23 protein-coding genes and 1 other annotated feature are annotated in these 18,453 nt (G+C 52.6%); of the genes, 7 read left to right on the top strand and 16 right to left on the bottom strand.

Annotation, left to right across the window (positions count from 1 at the left end; translation table 11 throughout):
- Positions 1-223: 223 nt before the first annotated feature.
- The gene (locus TY09_RS05855; RefSeq protein WP_042431900.1) at positions 224-994 is read right to left on the bottom strand and encodes a hypothetical protein; all 771 of its coding nucleotides are present in this window, start codon (positions 992-994) and stop codon (positions 224-226) included.
- A 79-nt stretch (positions 995-1,073) separates the two neighbouring features.
- Positions 1,074-1,223, bottom strand: a complete 150-nt coding sequence (locus TY09_RS18265) for a hypothetical protein (RefSeq protein WP_009060500.1) — start codon at positions 1,221-1,223, stop codon at positions 1,074-1,076.
- Between the two features lie 273 nt (positions 1,224-1,496).
- On the opposite strand from TY09_RS18265, the gene TY09_RS05850 reads away from it, so the two are divergent.
- Positions 1,497-2,348, top strand: coding sequence for an AraC family transcriptional regulator (locus tag TY09_RS05850; RefSeq protein ID WP_042431899.1), 852 nt, complete (start codon positions 1,497-1,499; stop codon positions 2,346-2,348).
- 105 nt (positions 2,349-2,453) lie between these two features.
- Here TY09_RS05850 and TY09_RS05845 read toward each other — a convergent pair whose 3' ends face one another.
- The 10 genes from TY09_RS05845 to TY09_RS05800 form a co-directional block, all read right to left on the bottom strand.
- Positions 2,454-2,930: a GNAT family N-acetyltransferase gene (locus TY09_RS05845; RefSeq protein WP_042431896.1), complete on the bottom strand. Its 477-nt coding sequence runs from the start codon at positions 2,928-2,930 to the stop codon at positions 2,454-2,456.
- Positions 2,931-2,972: 42 nt separating this feature from the next.
- On the bottom strand, positions 2,973-3,593 hold the full coding sequence (locus tag TY09_RS05840; protein WP_042431894.1) for a hypothetical protein: 621 nt from the start codon (positions 3,591-3,593) through the stop codon (positions 2,973-2,975).
- Between the two features lie 291 nt (positions 3,594-3,884).
- A complete protein-coding gene (gene rplL, locus TY09_RS05835) occupies positions 3,885-4,262 on the bottom strand; it encodes a 50S ribosomal protein L7/L12 (RefSeq protein ID WP_009060700.1) in 378 nt (125 codons plus the stop codon).
- A gap of 40 nt (positions 4,263-4,302) precedes the next feature.
- Positions 4,303-4,839, bottom strand: a complete 537-nt coding sequence (gene rplJ / locus TY09_RS05830; protein WP_009060565.1) for a 50S ribosomal protein L10 — start codon at positions 4,837-4,839, stop codon at positions 4,303-4,305.
- Between the two features lie 36 nt (positions 4,840-4,875).
- Positions 4,876-5,037, bottom strand: a sequence feature (ribosomal protein L10 leader region).
- Between the two features lie 62 nt (positions 5,038-5,099).
- On the bottom strand, positions 5,100-5,798 hold the full coding sequence (gene rplA, locus TY09_RS05825) for a 50S ribosomal protein L1 (protein WP_009060726.1): 699 nt from the start codon (positions 5,796-5,798) through the stop codon (positions 5,100-5,102).
- Positions 5,799-5,852: 54 nt separating this feature from the next.
- Positions 5,853-6,278 carry a 50S ribosomal protein L11 gene (gene rplK / locus TY09_RS05820; RefSeq protein ID WP_009060576.1) on the bottom strand — a complete coding sequence of 142 codons (426 nt, stop codon included), beginning with the start codon at positions 6,276-6,278 and terminating at the stop codon, positions 5,853-5,855.
- A 115-nt stretch (positions 6,279-6,393) separates the two neighbouring features.
- Positions 6,394-6,918 (bottom strand): transcription termination/antitermination protein NusG, encoded by a 525-nt coding sequence (gene nusG / locus TY09_RS05815; protein WP_009060682.1) that lies wholly within the window; start codon positions 6,916-6,918, stop codon positions 6,394-6,396.
- Between the two features lie 19 nt (positions 6,919-6,937).
- Positions 6,938-7,165, bottom strand: coding sequence for a preprotein translocase subunit SecE (gene secE, locus TY09_RS05810; RefSeq protein ID WP_009060583.1), 228 nt, complete (start codon positions 7,163-7,165; stop codon positions 6,938-6,940).
- Between the two features lie 18 nt (positions 7,166-7,183).
- Complete coding sequence (gene rpmG / locus TY09_RS05805; protein WP_009060563.1) at positions 7,184-7,333, bottom strand: 50S ribosomal protein L33; 150 nt, start codon at positions 7,331-7,333, stop codon at positions 7,184-7,186.
- Between the two features lie 210 nt (positions 7,334-7,543).
- A complete protein-coding gene (locus TY09_RS05800; RefSeq protein WP_042431891.1) occupies positions 7,544-8,347 on the bottom strand; it encodes a DUF7674 family protein in 804 nt (267 codons plus the stop codon).
- A 313-nt stretch (positions 8,348-8,660) separates the two neighbouring features.
- Between TY09_RS05800 and TY09_RS05795 the strand changes: the two genes are divergently transcribed.
- The 5 genes from TY09_RS05795 (at position 8,661) to TY09_RS05775 (ending at position 13,621) form a co-directional block, all read left to right on the top strand.
- Positions 8,661-8,903 (top strand): hypothetical protein, encoded by a 243-nt coding sequence (locus TY09_RS05795; protein ID WP_042431889.1) that lies wholly within the window; start codon positions 8,661-8,663, stop codon positions 8,901-8,903.
- 178 nt (positions 8,904-9,081) lie between these two features.
- Positions 9,082-10,155, top strand: a complete 1,074-nt coding sequence (locus TY09_RS05790) for a D-alanine--D-alanine ligase family protein (RefSeq protein ID WP_009060659.1) — start codon at positions 9,082-9,084, stop codon at positions 10,153-10,155.
- A gap of 49 nt (positions 10,156-10,204) precedes the next feature.
- Positions 10,205-10,663, top strand: a complete 459-nt coding sequence (locus TY09_RS05785; protein ID WP_009060598.1) for a YwiB family protein — start codon at positions 10,205-10,207, stop codon at positions 10,661-10,663.
- On the top strand, positions 10,635-12,329 hold the full coding sequence (gene argS, locus TY09_RS05780) for an arginine--tRNA ligase (RefSeq protein ID WP_042431887.1): 1,695 nt from the start codon (positions 10,635-10,637) through the stop codon (positions 12,327-12,329). Before TY09_RS05785 ends, argS begins: the two co-directional genes overlap by 29 nt.
- A gap of 89 nt (positions 12,330-12,418) precedes the next feature.
- Positions 12,419-13,621: a homocysteine S-methyltransferase family protein gene (locus tag TY09_RS05775; protein WP_042431885.1), complete on the top strand. Its 1,203-nt coding sequence runs from the start codon at positions 12,419-12,421 to the stop codon at positions 13,619-13,621.
- Between the two features lie 130 nt (positions 13,622-13,751).
- Here the strand turns inward: TY09_RS05775 and TY09_RS05770 are convergent, their stop codons facing one another.
- On the bottom strand, positions 13,752-14,837 hold the full coding sequence (locus tag TY09_RS05770; RefSeq protein WP_042431883.1) for a CAP domain-containing protein: 1,086 nt from the start codon (positions 14,835-14,837) through the stop codon (positions 13,752-13,754).
- A 320-nt stretch (positions 14,838-15,157) separates the two neighbouring features.
- Here TY09_RS05770 and TY09_RS05765 point away from each other — a divergent pair, with 320 nt between their 5' ends.
- Positions 15,158-15,808: an HAD-IB family phosphatase gene (locus TY09_RS05765; RefSeq protein WP_042431881.1), complete on the top strand. Its 651-nt coding sequence runs from the start codon at positions 15,158-15,160 to the stop codon at positions 15,806-15,808.
- Between the two features lie 116 nt (positions 15,809-15,924).
- Here the strand turns inward: TY09_RS05765 and TY09_RS05760 are convergent, their stop codons facing one another.
- Genes TY09_RS05760 through TY09_RS05750 form a run of 3 tightly spaced genes read right to left on the bottom strand, consistent with a single transcriptional unit; the run spans position 15,925 to position 17,651 of the window.
- Complete coding sequence (locus tag TY09_RS05760; protein ID WP_042431879.1) at positions 15,925-16,377, bottom strand: GNAT family N-acetyltransferase; 453 nt, start codon at positions 16,375-16,377, stop codon at positions 15,925-15,927.
- Between the two features lie 33 nt (positions 16,378-16,410).
- Positions 16,411-16,845 (bottom strand): DUF3783 domain-containing protein, encoded by a 435-nt coding sequence (locus TY09_RS05755; RefSeq protein WP_035316418.1) that lies wholly within the window; start codon positions 16,843-16,845, stop codon positions 16,411-16,413.
- Complete coding sequence (locus tag TY09_RS05750) at positions 16,842-17,651, bottom strand: SDR family NAD(P)-dependent oxidoreductase (RefSeq protein ID WP_042431878.1); 810 nt, start codon at positions 17,649-17,651, stop codon at positions 16,842-16,844. The genes TY09_RS05755 and TY09_RS05750 overlap by 4 nt, the downstream gene beginning before the upstream one ends.
- Positions 17,652-18,453: the final 802 nt, after the last annotated feature.

Genomic DNA, 18,453 nt, shown 5'->3' with positions numbered 1-18,453 from the left:
CTTTTACCTTTCCTGCTCTTTGTCTCTTCCCTATAAATCGATTCTTACCTAAAAAACAGCCAACTGAATCGAAAGCAACCAGGCAGGAATTCCGTCTGCCACTTGTAAGAAGATTGCGGGCAGTATTGTAAAAGGCCGCAAGCGTGTGAAAATGATATAAAAAAAGCCCCGCACCGAAAACGATTCGGGGCGGGGATGTATCTTGTTAACTTTCTTCCTGCTGTTATTTCATAGACGGATATTCCACGGGATTTTCCTCAAAGAGAAGCTGTTTTCTCTTTTTGCTGCGCACGCGCCACAATTGAGCCAAAGACCAGAGCATCCACAGATGGAATGCGATATCGACCATATAATACGAAAAATCATCCAACGCTAAAAAAAGAACCACCAATGTATCCATCGCCACCAGAATCAGAGAGACAATAACAGGCCAAAGGCTGTTGTTTTTTCGGGCTCTCCAATACAGCAACAAATACACAGAAGCAAGAGCCACAGAAACCAAAACGCCGACAGCCATCGGAAAGGCAAACGGAACCTCTGCAATGGAAACCAGTTCGAGCACGATCTCCGGAACGATTGCGCTGAACGGGAACGTGACGGAAGCATCTATCAGAAAAAGAACCATATTGACATATGTAAGTACAGTGAAGGTTAGAAGTGAACCCATAGCGGATCGATCCTTTGCTGTCAGCGGATCCTGTGCCTCTACGGATTGCCGCAGCGTGTCCCGTATCTCCTCCTCAAGCGAAGTGCCGGCCGCCAGGTACCGGCCGTCCTGGATCATATCCACCGGATGATTTTTCAGATCGCATTTTAAAAACAGCTCGCTGTTTTCGATTTCTATGGGATAAAACATTCCAACCTTTTTTACCAAAACAGCCGTACCGCGCACCGGCTGATCGTCAATCCTAAATTTTCCTTTCCCCAAAAGAGTGCCGCCTTCAAAAATAATTTCATGTGTCCTGCCATTTACCAGGACATTCCACTGTTCCATCCCTTTTCCTCCATTTTTTGACTTCTGTAAAATTATATCAAAATGGGGGAAGGAGAACAAAGGGAATTACTGGCAGTACTCAGCCCTGGCCGGAAGATAAGGCTGCCGCTTTTTCGCGCTGCTGCATCTCCAGCTCCTCAATTTTTTGGTAGATCAACACCTGATTCTTGATAATCGTATTTAACTGAACATCGATCAATTCAAGCTCCTGCAGCAATTTGTCATCCATAACAATGACTCCTTTAAATCACATATCAGACTGCTCGTGACCCCATGAAAACAGCAGGGTCTTGATAATTTATTGCTCCTATGCCATTTACTGCTTCCTCCATTAATATGTGCTAAATTTGAAATAAATATTGGACAAACAAAAAAATATCCATCGTCTATCAGGCGCCACTTTTTTCAGTGCCGTTATCCTCCTCCTCGCCGATTCGTGCAGGAAAAGAGAGGACGGCACATCGAATTCTCATTATACTTTATGACAAGGAGAGAGAATGACATGGAATGGATCAACCGGTTAAACAAGACCATCCGTTATATGGAAAAGCATTTGACAGAGGAAATCGATTATGAGCAGCTCGCCCAAATCGCCTGCTGCTCACCGTATCACTTTCAGAGGATGTTCGCCTACATGGCGGAGGTTCCGCTGTCCGAATACATCCGCAGAAGACGAATGTCGCTGGCAGCGGTCGATCTGCAGGACAAGGAAGCAAAAATCATAGACATCGCGATGAAATACGGCTATACTTCCCCCACTGCGTTTAACCGGGCTTTTCAGAGCGTTCATGGAATCGCCCCTTCCTTGATCCGGGAGCGGGGCGCAGAGATCAAGTCATTCCCTCCGATCAGCTTTACCATCACGATCAAAGGAGTGGAAGAAATGAACTACCGAATTGAACAGAAAGAAGCGTTCCGCATTGTAGGGATCTCACAGCCGCTGTACAGTGAAATTGAGAAAAACTTTGAGATCGTACCGCAGATGTGGCAAAAGGCCGCCACAGACGGCACAGTACAGCGCCTGGCATCTATGATGGACAGCGAGCCGAAAGGCATCCTGGGAATCAGCGTATGCGGCTGCACAGAGGAGTGGAGATATTGGATTGCGGCCGCAAGCACGCAGGCAGCCGGCGACAGGCTGGAGGAATACACTGTACCATCGTTTACCTGGGCGATCTTTTCCGGCACAGGCCAATGCCCGCAGGCGATCCAGGATCTTGAACAGAGAATTATGACCGAGTGGCTCCCCACCTCGGGATACGAGTATGACAACGGGCCGGACGTTGAAGTGTATTTCAGCCCCGATCCGCAGAACGCTCAGTATGAGGTATGGATTCCCGTTGTGAAAAAATAAAGAACAGCGCCGCGGCCGTGCCGCAACAAAACAGAGAGGCCAACCCAAATGGGTTTGGCCTCTCTGTTTTCATTGTGCAGAAAGCAGTTCTTCTGCACTTTCTCATTATAGTTTATACTTTCGCACGGCCCGCTTGATACCATCCCGTTCAAATCCGTCTTCCTTAACGGAAATGCACTGAAAATGGAAGTGCTGCAATATTTTTTCGCTGGCAATATTATCGGCAACAACATCCGCGTAAAAAACGGCGGACGGGGATTTTTCCTTCATTTTCATCAGCAGCTGCTCCACCGCGCGAGTCGCAAGCCCTTTTCCCCAGAAAATCTTTTTCAGCTGGTAAAAAACTCCATACCGTTCTTCCGGCCCATCCATGCGGATACAGCCAACAACGCCCATTGCCTCGCCTTCCATCCGAATCACAAACACGTCAAAAGCAGACAGGGAATCAATTCTGCTGCGTATCTGCTCCAATGAACAGGGGGCCGGAATCGCAGTGTAACGGATGACATCGCTGTCTCCCCACAGGGCCAGCAACTCTTCCGCATGGTTTACAGAAACGGGCTCCCATTTGAAATCGTTCATAAAACCAGCCCCCTTTCACCAGATTCTTGAATGAAATGAAGCCTATTTCTTCGAAGTGGGCTCAAAGGCAGCAAGAGGGCTGCCATCCAGAATGGTCTGCACCTCTTCGTAGCCCTCTGGGAACGCATAGTTATACCGGGCGGGCAGCGCAAAGACATATTTGGAATTCTGGCCCAGCTCGCTGGGATTGACCGGCGCCGCTCCGATGGAGAATTCTCCGTTCTGAAGCTGGTTCCACTGATCCACCGTCAAAATCATGATCGGGATATCCTGACGCGGAACCTGGCTGGTCCACCGCGGATCACGGATGGTAATCTGCGGGCCCTTAAACACCCGCGCCTTGCTGGCGGTATTCTTGATGTCGGTCCCCTCCCACTCTTCGTTCAGGATGGTGTATCCCTCAAAATCCTGCGGCAGAGCAAAGGTAAAGCCATATTCCTTGTTGGTGTAAGTCAGCGCGTTCATCACTGCGGAAGACGAGCTCCCGGAATTCGCAGAGGCAGAGGACTCCAAAGCGGAGGAAATCCCCGCAGTGCTGTTCTGCTGAGAGCTGACCGGTTCGCTCCCCGCCTGAGATGCTGCCGGGGCCAGGGGAAAACGTCCCTGTGTCACCCAAAAGTATGCGATCGTCCCCACAACCAGAGCCAGCACAACGCAGATCAAGATCCAAAGCCTGCTCACTCTTATTGATTTTTTCATATACCTAGCCGACATGGCTTCACTCCCTTTGTAATCATGATTTTTGATGCTTTATTCCCCACACTCCGGCTGTTTTGAAACAGAGATCGCTCTGAAAACACTGCCAAAGTTTCTCCCCTAACCCTAGCAGGCCATCCCGTTATTGTCAACCATTTTGTAAAATTTTTCCGAGAAAAGGAAAGCTGAATCTCCATTGAACATAAGAAAAAAGGATGCCGCGGAAAATCCACAGCATCCTTTTGATTATGAAAAAACTTATTTCACTTCGACTTCTGCGCCAGCCTCGGTCAGCTTTGCTTTGATAGCCTCAGCGTCGTCCTTGGAAGCACCCTCTTTTACGTTCTTGGGAGCGCCGTCAACGAGCTCTTTCGCTTCCTTCAGGCCCAGGCCGGTGATCTCGCGAACAACCTTGATAACCTGGATCTTGTTGGCGCCGGCAGCCTTCAGCACAACGTCAAACTCGGTCTTCTCTTCAGCAGCCGGAGCAGCGGCAGCAGCCGGAGCAGCAGCAACAGCAACCGGAGCAGCAGCGGAAACGCCGAACTCCTCTTCCAGAGCCTTAACGAGCTCGGACAGCTCGAGAACGGTCAGAGCCTTAACATCTTCAATCAACTTAACAACTTTATCAGACATGATGAAACCTCCAAATCAAAATTTAAATAATTTTTAGAAATCAGGCATTCGCAGCCTGCTTCTCGGCGATCGCGTTGAGCGCGACGACGAGGCCTTTCATGGTTCCGTTCAGCACAGTGACGAAACCGGTGATGGGGGCATTCAGGCCGCCCAGAGCCTTCGCAACCAGAACCTCTTTCGAGGGCAGCTCCGCCAGCTCTTTGACCGCAGCAGCATCAACGGCGCCGCCGTCAACAAAACCCGCTTTGATCTCAAAAGTCTTGCTCTTATCTGCAAACGCAGACAGAATCTTTGCACCGGATACATAGTTATCATTGCTGTAAGCAATTGCGGTTGTGCCTTCCAGTACCTGATCCAGACCCTCGATCCCTGCGTCTTTCAGCGCACGGGACAACAGGGTGTTCTTTACCACGCGGTAGGTATCGCCAGCCTCACGCAGATCTTTTCTGAGCTTGGTGTCCTCCGCCACTGTGATGCCCTTATAGCTGACGATCACACCGACGCAAGCGGACTTGAGGCTTTCTTTCAGTTCCGCAACATACTGCTGCTTTTCCGCTAAAATCTTCTCACTTGGCAAATGTATTCACCTCCATCGATCCAAAGGAATCGTGCGTATTCCAATAAAAAAGCCTTTCCTGCAGGCGCAGGAAAGGCGTCACTTGACTAATCACTAGACAAATAAAGTGAACGGCTCTTTCCTCGGCAGGCCGAAACCGAAAGAACGGTTCCATTAAGCATACGCACCTGCTGTCTTTGGATAAAGAACAGCTTTACATACTATATCATTTTTAGGAAAGCTTGTCAAGAAAAAACCGTTCAGGCAAGTACGGCAGAAAATTACATTCCGCCAACCTTGCTTGGGTTGATTCTGACGCCGGGGCCCATGGTGGAAGCCACAACGCAGGATTTTACATACTGACCCTTGGAAGCGGCGGGCTTAGCCTTTACAATGGCGCCGAGCAGAGCGGAGAAGTTCTCCTGCAGCTTTTCAGTACCGAAAGAAACCTTGCCGATGGGGCAGTGAATGATGTTGGTTTTATCGAGACGGTACTCGATCTTACCGGCCTTGGCCTCTTTTACCGCTTTCGCGATATCGGGGGTAACGGTACCAGCCTTCGGGTTCGGCATCAGGCCGCGCGGGCCCAGAACCTTACCAAGACGGCCAACCAGACCCATCATGTCGGGTGTGGTGATCAGTACGTCAAAATCCATCCAGTTTTCAGCCTGGATCTTCTGAACCATGTCTTCCGCGCCGACAAACTCAGCACCGGCTTCCTCAGCCAGCTTCTGATTGTCGCCCTTGCAGATCGCCAGAACGCGAACCTGCTTGCCGGTGCCGTTCGGCAGAACGATCGCACCGCGAACCTGCTGGTCCGCATGGCGGCCGTCTACGCCCAGCTTTACATGGACTTCAACTGTTTCGTCAAACTTTGCGGTGCCGGTCTTTACGCACAGCTCCAGAGCTTCTTGGGGATCATACAGCTTTGCGCGGTCGACCAGTTTGGCACCGTCTACATATTTCTTACCGTGTTTCATTGGTTTTCCTCCCTATTGAGTGGTAAAATCGGATTATTCCTCCCACCCGGGTGATCAATCTACGACTTCAATGCCCATGCTGCGAGCGGTTCCCGCTACCATGCTCATGGCAGACTCTACGCTGGAAGCATTCAGATCGGGCATCTTCTGTTCCGCAATCTTCTTGACCTGCTCACGGGTAATCTTTGCAACTTTCGTTTTGTTCGGAACACCCGAACCACTCTCGATCCCGCAGGCCTTCTTGATGAGAATCGCGGCGGGCGGAGTTTTGGTAATGAACGAGAAAGAACGGTCTGCGTAAACCGTAATCACCACGGGGATGATCAGACCAACGTCGTTCTTTGTGCGCTCATTGAATTCCTTTGTAAATGCCATGATGTTGACACCATGCTGACCAAGAGCCGGACCTACCGGGGGAGCCGGGGTTGCCTTGCCAGCGGGTATCTGGAGCTTAATAAAGCCCGTTACCTTTTGAGCCATTTTGTTGCACCTCCAAAATTCGTGGTAGATGGCGGAACAGCAGCGATTGCGCCGTCCCTCCCACAGGGGCAAGCCCCTCATAATGAGCGGAAGTTCCGCTTATTATACCAATTGTTTACTCAGACACCAGCTCCGCCTGATCAAGCTCAAGCTCTACCGGGGTCTCACGTCCGAACATCGATACCGTGACACGAACACGGTTTTTGTCCAGATCCACTTCTTCGACTGTACCGACAAATCCTTCCAGCGGGCCGTCCACAATATGGACAGAGTCGCCCACCTGGTACGATACCTCTACGGTTTTCTTCTCCACACCCATGCGAGCCACTTCCTCATCGGTAAGCGGGATCGGCTTGGACGTAGGGCCTACAAAACCGGTACAGCCGCGGATATTGCGAACCACATACCAGGATTCATCGGTCAGGGCCATCTTCACCAAAACATAGCTGGGGTAAATCTTGCGCTCCACTTCACGTTTTTTCCCGTCCTTGATTTCTGTAATCATCTCGGTCGGAACGCGGATTTCCTGAATCAAATCCTGAAGCTGACGATTCTCCACCGTTTTTTCCAGGTTGGATGCCACTTTGTTCTCATACCCGGAATAGGTATGAATCACGTACCACCTGACGTCTTCCGGCATAGTTATTTCCTCCGCATACTCACTTCGCAATATTCATAAACAGTCCCAGCAGATTCATAAAAACGGTATCCAGGCCGAAAATGAACAGGCCGATAATCAGAATCATTGCCAGAACCACGCCGGTATTTTTAAACACCGACTTCGGGGTAGGCCAGACAATCTTCTTGAGTTCGCTTTTGCAGTCGCGGAAAAACTTTGCCGCGCCCTGGCCAAATCTGACGAGAGCGTTCGGTTTCTTCTCAGCCATCTGTTTTCTCCCTCCGACTTACTTCGTTTCCTTATGAACAGTATGCTTCTTGCAGAATCTGCAGTACTTATTCATCTCAAGCCTGTCCGGGTCGTTCTTCTTGTTCTTCATTGTGTCATAGTTACGCTGTTTGCACTCTGTGCAGGCTAATGTGACTTTTACTCTCATGACGGCACCTCCCGTTTCACGGAAAATTATTGGATCCGTAAAGGACCACGGCCTCCCTCTAAAAGGGCGCAAAAAAATAACCCCTTATTGAGGTATTATATATTGTAACATAGATTCATCCGGCGGTCAACTGTTTTTTTCACATACTGAAAAGCGGAGCGCGCCTGCCCGACCGCTCGGCCGGCGGCAGGGCACACCCGGTTTTGATGCTTATACATGATCATCCAGCGTTTGGAGCATTTCGCCGCTGTACTTCGGCTTCTTTTTCTTCTTTTCGGGCCGGACTTTCTTGCCTTTCAGCGCTTTGGCCTTGGCGTACACCTTGGAAAGATCCTCGCTGAAGTTTTTGCTCAGGTTCTCAAGCGCCTGCTGGTCGTTGATCCCGTTGAGCAGAACAATGGTAATGATCGAACGAACGTCCATATCGCCGTTCTTGTACATATCATTGAGAACATTGCACAGCTTTTTAAAAGGCTCGCTGTCCGGATGGGCTTTGGCGAGCTGCTCTACGCGGCCTACCACATGCTCGCGCGTAAAAGTAACGCTGCGCACGGCTTCGTAGGTTCCCTTCTCCTGCGCAAGCTCGGCGCGCAGCTCCGGGAAAATACCGGCCAGACGGTTGAAGAGGAACTGAGGATCAGTCGCCGCGTCCTCGTCCTTTTTCTTTTTCTTTTTCTGCTGGCGTACCAGCGCCTTGCGGTCGCTGCCGCCCAGTGTTTCCGCAAAATCCTCCGCAATGCTCGACGCATAGGCCGCACTGTCGGATTCGGGGTCAAACGCCCATGTGGAAAGCTTCTTCCACTGGTTGTCCGGCTTGCCGTCGGCTACCCCACAGGTGCGCAGATGAAACAGCCCTGCTTTGCGCTCATACAGCACACTGTATGCTGCATCCTCACCGAGATATATCGCAGCTTGTCCCTGTTCCTCCCGCACGTCCCCCTTTCTTTCGAATCCTTGCTCCAAAAGAACGGAACGCACCTTTTCGGCAATCAGGTCAAATGCTTTTTGTTCCAACTATCATCACTCCTGCTTATGATTCGCCCGGGCGCAGCCCGTGGATGGTTCTGCTTTGAAAATACATAGTTTAGTATACACTACTTTTCACAGATTGTCACTAGGGCATGTCTGTAAATTTCAGCGGGGATGCCAAACGCCGTTTTATCCGGGCGGATAGACGGAGCAGACCATACGTGATATGATAAATGATAATAAAACAGGAAATACCGCAGCACCGAAAACAGCCCGGAAGCCGCGCTGTAAAATGTGCGGTTCTGAAGGCCTGTGTTAGTTCCACATAACAAGCATCTGCAGAAAGTGAGGAAACTACATGAAAGAGCATATTTATTATCATTGGAAAAAAATATTGGGTGATGTTCTGATCGCCCTGCTGCTACTGCTGGCCACTAAAATACCGGATTTGGTGTTTGACCGGATGTTTTCTTACCCCAGCAGCGATATGGCCGTGATTTTTGCGGCCCAATATTTTTTAATCTGCCTCAGCTGGTTTGCTTTGCTCGCCTTTACCGCGTCGCGCATCCCCAAAATTCTGAGCGGCGAATACCGGGAATAAGCCGCTCCCGAATCCCGCGAATTTCGCATTGCGCCCGCACCCCACTTGTGCTATGATATATATTTGAAATATTGTATCTTACCGCAGTGCATGAACCGCGCTTCCGCCGGCGTATCATAATACCATACGCACCTATTCGGAGCGCCACGCGATTTTGCAAGGATACGGAGGGAATATCATGTCAAAAACAACTGTCGCCGTTCTGTTTGGCGGCTGCTCTACCGAGCATGAGGTCTCGCGTGTTTCGGCGGCCTCTGTGATTCAAAATATCCCGCAGGACAAATATGACGTCGTTCCAGTCGGAATTACCAGGGAAGGCCGATGGCTGCTGTTTTCCGGCGAGACTGCCGAGCTGCCCGACGGAAGCTGGGAACAAAATCCCGCAAACCGCCCCGCTTTCATTTCGCCCGACCGCACGGTTCACGGCATTCTGGCCCAGACCGAAACCGGCCTTGAAACCATCCCCGTGGATGTGGTGTTCCCGGTGCTGCACGGCAAAAACGGCGAGGATGGCACGCTGCAGGGTCTGCTGCAGATGGCGGGCATTCCGTTTGTCGGCTGCTCGTCGCTCGTTTCTGCGGTATGCATGGATAAGGCGATCACCAACAGCCTGCTTGAAACCGCCGGAATCCCCCAGGCGCATTACCTGTGGTTCTTTACCGATAACTACCTCACCGGCGCGGAGAAGATCCGGGGGAAGATCGAAGCGCGTCTTGGTTACCCCGTATTCGTAAAGCCCGCGAACTCCGGTTCTTCCGTTGGTGTCAGCAAGGTCACCCGCCCCGAAGATCTGGACGCCGCCATTCAGCGCGCGGCCCGCGAGGATATCAAGGTCGTCGTGGAGGAGGCCATCGTCGGGCAGGAGGTGGAGTGCGCCGTTCTGGGCCTTTCGCGGCCCGAAGCCTCGATCGTGGGTGAAATCGCCTCCGGCGCGGAATTCTATGATTATGACGACAAATATAAAAACGGTGCGGCAAAGCTGTTCATCCCAGCCCACATTCCGGAGGAAACCGCCGAAGAGGTGCGAGAAAACGCGCTGCGGGCTTACCGCATGCTCGGCTGCAGCGGTCTTGCGCGCGTAGACTTTTTCGTTCGCAAGAGTGACGGCGCCGTTCTGCTCAACGAGCTGAACACCCTGCCGGGCTTCACCAGCATCAGCATGTACCCGAAGCTCTGGGAGGCCTCCGGCCTTTCTTACCCCGAGCTGCTGGACCGCCTGATTCAGCTGGCGTTTGAGAAAGTGTATTTCTAACCGCGGTACTTCCGGTTTGCCGGAGGATACCGGAAGGAGAGGACGTTCCATGAGGGAAAATTATTGGATTAATATCGTCGGCCGGCAGAAGATTGACGATGACGTGGGTGAAGTAACGCTCACAACGCTCGGCTCTTACGTGACCAAGGGCGATACCCGCTTTATCGTCTATAAGGAATACGACCCGGACCGCAACAATGCGGCCACCACCTCTGTGCTGAAGGTAGACGGCGGCAATACCGTTACCCTGATGCGCGGCGGCGGAAACACCCGGCTGATCCTCGAAAAGGGGAAGCGCCACCAGTGTCAGTACGATACCGGCTTTGGCGCGCTGCTGGTCGGTGTGTTCACCAGCGAAGTGGATTCCCGCCTTCATGACAAGGGCGGCGAGCTGGCCGTGAATTATACGCTGGACATCAATGCGGATTTGTCCAGCATCAATGAAATCCTGATAACCATCAAGGAGGCAGAACAGAAAGATGTCGAAACTAGTACAGCAAGCCACTGATGAGCTGAGAGAAGCCATTCTGAACGCCGTGGGGCGCGCGGTTGCCGCAGAAGAACTGCCCGCAGAACCGATGCCCGCCTTTACGCTCGAAATCCCGGCCGACCGCGCCCACGGGGACTGGTCCGCCAACGCCGCGCTGGTCTCGGCCCGCGCGTTCCGTCTGCCCCCGCGCAAAATTGCCGAGCTGATCACAAAGCACCTGGTGCTTGACGGCACCTATTTCGACCGCTTTGAAATCGCCGGCCCGGGCTTTCTGAATTTCTTCTTCTCTTCCCGCTTTTATGTGGATGTGCTGAAGGACGTTACCGCGCTGGGCAGCGACTACGGCCGCAGCGATTACGGCAAGCGCAAGCGTGTGATGGTGGAATTTGTTTCCGCCAACCCCACCGGCCCCATGCACATGGGCAACGCCCGCGGCGGCGCGCTCGGCGACTGCCTTGCCGCTGTTCTGGACATGGCGGGCTTTGAGGTATGGCGCGAGTTCTACGTCAACGACGCCGGCAATCAGATTGAAAAATTCGGTTCCTCTCTTTCCGCACGGTACCAGCAGCTCTTTTTGGGCGAGGATGCCGTGGAATTCCCCGAAGACGGCTATCAGGGCGAGGATATTAAGGATAACGCGAAGTTATACGCAGATGCGTTCGGCGACAAGCTGATGCAGTGCGATGAAGAAACCCGCCGCAGCGAGCTGGTGGAATATGTACTGCCCCGCAACATTCAGAAGATGCAGGATGACCTGAAAAAATACCGGATCGAATATGACCAGTGGTTTTTGGAAAGCACGCTGCACAACAATGGCGAGCTGAAGGAAGCGCTCGATCTGCTGACCCAGCGCGGCTTCACGTATGAAAAGGATGGCGCACTGTGGTACCGCGCCACCGATTTCGGCGCGGAGAAGGATGAGGTGCTCGTCCGTCAGAACGGCAACCCCACCTATTTTGCGGCGGACATCGCGTACCACCGCAACAAGATTGAAAAGCGCGGCTACGACCTGTGCATCGACGTATGGGGCGCCGACCATCACGGTCATGTGGCCCGTTTGAAAGGTGCTCTCGACGCCATCGGCCTTTCGGGCAAGCAGCTCGACGTTGTGCTGATGCAGCTCGTCAAGCTCACCCGCGACGGTCAGGTCGTTCGCATGAGCAAGCGCACCGGCAAGGCGATTCAGCTGGCCGACCTGCTCGACGAGGTACCCGTAGACGCGGCGCGCTTCCTGTTTAATATGCGCGAGCCGAATTCGCAGATGGAATTCGATCTCGATCTGGCCGTGCAGCAGGATTCCCAGAATCCCGTATACTATGTGCAGTACGCCAACGCCAGAATCTGCAGCATCCTGCGGAATCTGGAGGGCGACGGCATCGCCCCGCGCGCCTGCACCGACAGCGAGCTGGCCCTGCTGACCGCACCCGAGGAGCTGGAGCTGATCCGGCATCTGTCGTCGTTCACGGAAGAGATCGTGCAGGCGGCCAAGGATTACGATCCGGCGCGCATCAACCGCTATGTGATCACACTGGCGACGCTGTTCCACAAATTCTACAACACCTGCCGCGTGCGCGGCGAGGAGGAAAGCCTGACGGCAGCACGTCTGGCTCTCTGCACGGCGGTTTCCACCGTGATTCGCAATGTGCTTTCCATGTTCAAAATTTCAGCGCCTGAATCGATGTAACGCTGAAAAACAAATATCTATTTTAAATTTTATTTTTATGGTGCGCTTTTTACCATAAAAGTTCGGATCAATTTCAGGAGGATGTCATCATGAATGTTCCTTGGAGGCTGCCCTTCCTTTTGGGCGGCCCTGCCGCGGAAGATTTTCACGTTTCTTCCGCCGGCGACGATCTGAGTGCAGAGCAATGGCTGCTTCAGAACGGTGAGCTTCTGCGGAAAAAGCAGGAGGAGTGGCTTGCTGCCGGAATCGGCGGTCTGTGTGCTCCCACCGCCTTTTCTCACGCCTTTTGCCCCGACCACCGCGAAGCTTTGCGCGAGCAGGTGCGCCTGCTGAACGCGGGGCTTCTGGAGATCACCCGCAGCGCCGCACAGCGTTTCGGGGTTCCGGTAGGCGCCCGGGTCGGCAGCAGCGGGCTGTTTGTGCCCCCTTATGGGCAGGCGGACTTTGATGACATTTACAACGGCTACCGCGATCAGATCCGCGTGTTGGAGCAAAGCGGCGCGGAGTTTGTGCTGATCGAGAACCAGTCCTCCATGGCAGATATGCGGGCGGCGGTACTCGCTTCGCGCACCTCCGATTTCCCGGTCTTTGTCACGCTTTCGGTGGACGAAAGCGGCAAAACGCTCACCGGCGGCTCACTTTTACCCGCCGTGATCACCCTGCAGGCCATGGGTGTGGAGGCCATCGGTCTCGGTGGCTCGATGTCTCCGCTCGAGATGCTCCCGCTGCTGAAGGAGGTAATGCCTCACGCATCGGTTCCGCTGTGCGCGATTCCCTCTTCCGACGGTCTCTCGCCAGAGGAGTTTGCAGACCAGGCACGGGCCCTACTGCGCGCCGGCGTTCCGGTGCTTGGCATCGGCGGTGACCAGACCCCCGAACATTGGCGCGCGCTGCACCAATGCGCGCAGGAGCCGTTTTCTTTTGAATCGGATTACGCCGACGCGGACTGCTACGCGTCTGCAACGGAGACCGAAGCCTTTTTCCTTGGCAGTGACATCACCCTGAGCGAACCGATCGAATGCTCCATCGCTCTGGAGGAGGATTTGATCGATCTGGACGACGAGCAGGTGAACGCCGCACTAATCGAACTGAACACGCTGGACGACGTGATGCTGCTCTCTCAATTCGGCTCTGTCACCCGCCTGCCACTGGCCGTGCACACAGACAGCCGCACAATTTTGGAGGCGGCTTTGCGCTACGTACAGGGGCGGCTGATCGTAGACACCAACTGTCAGATCGACCTGGAGCTGATTGAACGCACCGCCGCCAAATACGGCGCAATTGTATATTGATCAAAAGAGGCCGCGAAGAAAATCTTCGCGGCCTCTATCATTTGAAAAGGATGAACTTGTTCTTTGCTTTCTCAGGCGAACCGTACCGGATTCGGCCGGTTCTGATCCGTCATCGAACCTTTGGCGAAAATCAGCCGATGAACTCCTGAGTCCAATAGCTGCCATCAGAAACGTAGCCCACACCGATCTCGGTATAAGAGCTGTTCAGAATGTTGGCTTTGTGTCCGGGAGAATTCATCCAGCCTTCCATGACGGCTTCAGGAGTACGGTAGCCCATGGCGATGTTCTCGCCCGCGGTGCGGTAGGTAATCCCGAACTGCTTCATCATGTCAAACGGAGAACCGTAGGTGGGGCTGGTGTGTGAGAAGTAGTTTTTATCGTGCATATCCTGAGATTTTGCTCTTGCAACCTCAGACAGTTTCAGGTTCATGGTCAGGGGCTTCAGGCCTACCTTGGCACGCTCCTGATTGACCAGCTCAACAACGCGCTCCTCATAGGTCAGCGTGTCGGAGGGCTTTGCGGAAGAAACCGCGCTGGAGCTCGACTGGCTGGAGGAAGGTGTACTAGAGGCAGGTGTGCTGGAAGAGGGCTTGCTGGAAGCCGGAGTGCTCGAAGAAGGCGTGCTGGATGTGGACTGGCTGCTGGAAGAATCAGCAGGCTTGCTGGAGGACGGCTTGCTGCTGGAAGAAGAGCCGGAGTTGCCGCAGTTCTTCTGAGAAGTCAGGCTGTCGGGCACCGAAACACCGCAGCGCTCCAGCAGCTGACGGAAGCAGTTGGGCACGTTGACCGTGCTGCCGGCAGTAGTGGTTTTTGCAGCTTCTGCCTGCTTGCAGGAGACCTTATCCAAAACAGCGGAGAGATCCGGAATCGTGGAGGATGTCGGGCAGGTGCTGGTGGTCTGTGCCTTCACCGCAGTGTTGCTGCAGTTAGAGGAACCGGAGGAAGCCTTGGCCGCTGCGGTAGTCTTGGCGGCTGCGGTGCTTACTGTGGTCTGCGGGCAGGATGTGCTCTTTCCGGCAGATGCGAGCGCCTGGCTGACCGCCTTTTCTACTGCACTGGAAGGTGTGCTTGTATTCTTTGTAACCGTGCTGGTGGGGCAGGATTTTACTCCACCCGAGGTCGGTACGGCTTGCTGCTGGTAAGCAACCGCGGATACTGTAGCGGTGGAACCAATTGCAACCGCTAATACGGCGACGTATAACTTACGTAGTTTCATACTATGTACCTCCTTGAAAAAGCTTGTAATAAGTTGTCATAATTGTAACACTTTTGTAACTCATTGCAAGCTGTAAATTCTTCCAGCTTTCTTTCCGGAATTGCGCAGGCCCAAAAACAGCGCCCAAAAAGCGGCGTCAGGTGACCTGTATTTTACGGAATTTTATTTTGAAAAAACTGCCTGAAAGTGCCCCCAGAGCCAGCGAACCGGTGTTTTGGCTTGTAAATAATGTTAAAAGCTGTATCTTCTGGCATTTCGCTTTTCTCGGCCGTTTCTTTCCGCTATAATGAAAGAATCAACCGTAGGAGGGACTTTCGTTCATGCAGGAACCTTATTTTATATTTGATCTGGATTCAACCGTCACTCAGGAAGAACTGCTGCCGCTATTGGCACGGCAGATCGGAATGGAAGAAAAATCGACTGAGATTACCGAGCAGGCCAGACGCGGCCTGCTCCCCTTTGAAGAAAGCTTTCGGCTGCAGGTTGAACTGCTGCGCCAAATCCCTGTGGAGGACGCCCAAAAGATCGCCGGAGAGCTCGCTCTGAATGATCGCCTGGTGGCCTGGATCCGCTCTCATCGCGAACGCTGCTTTCTGGCAACAGAAAACCCTGACGTATGGACACAAACGCTGCTGCAGCGTCTTCAAATGGAAGGCCGCTGCTTTTCTTCCAAAACCATCACGAGAAACGGATACATAGACCGGATTTCCTATTATCTGAACAAAAAAGAGATTGTCGGCCATTTCCCCACTCCTCTTGTGGCCGTCGGCGACGGCGCCAGCGACGCCGAAATGCTGCATCTGGCCAGCGTAGGGATTGGCTTTGGCGGATCGCGTCCGATTGCGCCCGCCGCGCGCGACAACGCCGATTACTGTGTTTTTGACGAACAGCAGCTCTGCGCTCTGCTCGATCATTTGGCCTGCCCGCAGCCGATTGCGTCCGCAGCGGCTCCATCTTTTCTGCGGCCTTAAAAATTACGTGCGTTTTTGAAGTAAAATAAAAGAGTAGTAAGAAAACAGAGCCGTGTAGAAGAGGTAATTCTACACGGCTCTGTCCATTTTTTATGGTATCAACAGACCGACGGCCGTTATAGTCCGCACTGATAGATCCTTGCGCTTTCTCCCCAAGGATGGTACCCCTGCGCAATGTACTCAAACCCGTAATGCTCATAGTAGCCTACATGATCGGTGCAAAGATATAAATGCTTGTACCCCAATTCTGCGGCATCCGTTTTGATTTGCTCAATCAGCAAAGAGCCATAGGAATGACCGCGGTACTCTTCCTCAATATACAAGGCACATAACCATGGATACAGATCCATCCTGCTGATAAAATCATTTGGAATCATTCCCGCACAGCCAATCAGCTTTTCCCCATCATAGAGCAAATACCATTGTGGTAAGGGGGATTCTGAATTGAGACAGTTCAGAATGCAATCTTCATATACCATTTTGCTCTCTTCGCTTGCCCAATTCTTTTGAAAATAGGCGATGGCTGTCTGCGCATAATTCGACTCTTTTCTCACCGAAAGAATCGTCATATTGTTCTCCTTAAAATGCTTTTCGTTCTGGTTTTATTCGCTCTGTTCCTGCCCGGCCTTGGCTTTGTCCTGCTGCTCCTGCAGCTGGCGGCGGATTGCCTCGCGCTCGCGGGTCAGCTCGTGCAAAAGCTCCCCAAACGCCCAGGTGCGGTTTGTTTCGGTGACCACCGCCTTCATCGCCTGATTCCGCGGGTCGACCGAATGCAGGCGGTTGAGCACCTGATCCAGCCGGTTAGAGGTAAAGCCCGAAAACACCATCGCGCTGCGCTCGGGAACCTCTCCATCGTAGCTTTTCCCCTCAGGCGACGCAGACGCAAGTGCGCCGACGGTCTCGCCCAGCTGCTCCTGCGCCACATGCCGACAGGGAATCCCTGCCCGGGAAAATGCCTCAATCGCACTTTTCCCCAACTCTGTATCTTCTGTCAGGCGGTACAGTAAGACCACCTCTTGTGCTACTCTTGCTTTCATACTTCCTGTTTCGGCGCGGCAGGCGCGCCACTCCTTTCAGCCTGATTCGATTTCGGCCCCTGCTTTCTCTTCTGCAAATGATAAGAGATCCGGAGCAGGAGCGCATCCGGTATCGCCCGCACCAATACCTTCGCAGCTTTCATTGTACTGCCGGGTATGATCACCGGCTGGCGGGAGAACATCTGCTGAATCGCGATCATCGCCACGCGCTGGCTCGACATGCTGCGAACGCTGAAGTGCACATCCGCTACCTGGTCAAACTCCGTGTTCACCGGGCCGGGGCAGAGCGCCCCGATATACACATGGCTTCCCCGGCGGCGCAGCTCTTCCCCTATGGCCTGCGTCAGCCGCAGCACATACGCTTTGGACGCGTAATAGGAGGAAAGCAGCGGACCGGGCAAAAACGCCGCAGTCGACGCCACATTGAGGATATATCCCGAATCCCGATCGAGAAAATCGCGCAGGAACAGCTTTGTCAGGATATGCACCGCGCGAACATTGACATCCAGCAGTTCCAGCTCTCGATGCAGATCTGTTTCTACAAAGGAGCCAAAAAGGCCAAAGCCGGCATTGTTGATCAGAATATCAATATTCTCCCCTTTGGTCTGCTCGTACAGATCAAAGCAGGCTTGTTCCTGTCCCAAATCGGCACAGATGATCTTTACCTGTGAAGGAAGCTGATGCTGCAGCTCCTCCAACCGCTCTCTGCGGCGGGCTACCAGAATCAGATCATACCCCCGGCGGCTCAGAATTCTGGCCATATCGCGGCCGATTCCCGAGCTGGCGCCTGTAATCAACGCTTTCATCATTTCCACTCCTTCCGTCTTGGCGGGCGAATTGAATCATTTTCATTATATCATAAATTTGGAGCTAACTTCATAAAACACCACTCAAATAACCGGAATCACAAAGCGGATGATTTAATGTTCTCTCAGCCGCCCGGAGCTTCGCTTCGGCTTTGCGGTGTGATTTATTATATCATAAAATATAAAACATACTGATAATAATTCCACCCAGGTGCTCGGTACCAGCAAAACGATGATTCCACACTCTCTCAGCCGCTCAAAATTTTGTTTTCGGCCTGTGGTGTGAAATTATTATATCATAAATCATCAAGCAATCCTGCGAAACTTCTATCTAAATTCTTGCAGTCACTTAGCCAATGGTTCCGTGCCCCATTTGGCATAGAAAACCTTGCTTTTGCTTATATTATAAAGACACCATTATGAAAACGCTTTCCTTCGCGACAGGAAAGCTGTTTTCGCTATCGGCCGTCCCCGCAAAGCACATACAGGCTCAGCCTGCTGAGGTTATTATATAGCATATTTTTGCGTGCGCCAACCATTTTTATTGGAATACTTTTTTTAAAATCTTTTCACGGTTTTTTATTCCTTTCCAGCCTAAGGAGAAAAGAAAGAATTCAATTCCGAAAGAGATAAAATCAAAACCACGCGACCACGCGTTGAACGCGTGGTTTGCACAAGCCCTGAAAGGGCATAGTACTGGCACGCGTCTCAAGACGCACCGAAATACTGTCAATCGCATTACACGCCCTACGGCCCGTGAACGGGTAATATTCGTAAGCCTTAGGTTCTACGACAGTAAATG

Origin of the sequence: Faecalispora jeddahensis (genome assembly GCF_000577335.1) — a bacterium.
GTDB lineage: Bacteria > Bacillota > Clostridia > Oscillospirales > Acutalibacteraceae > Faecalispora > Faecalispora jeddahensis.
This window is presented reverse-complemented; position numbering and strand designations above follow the sequence as displayed.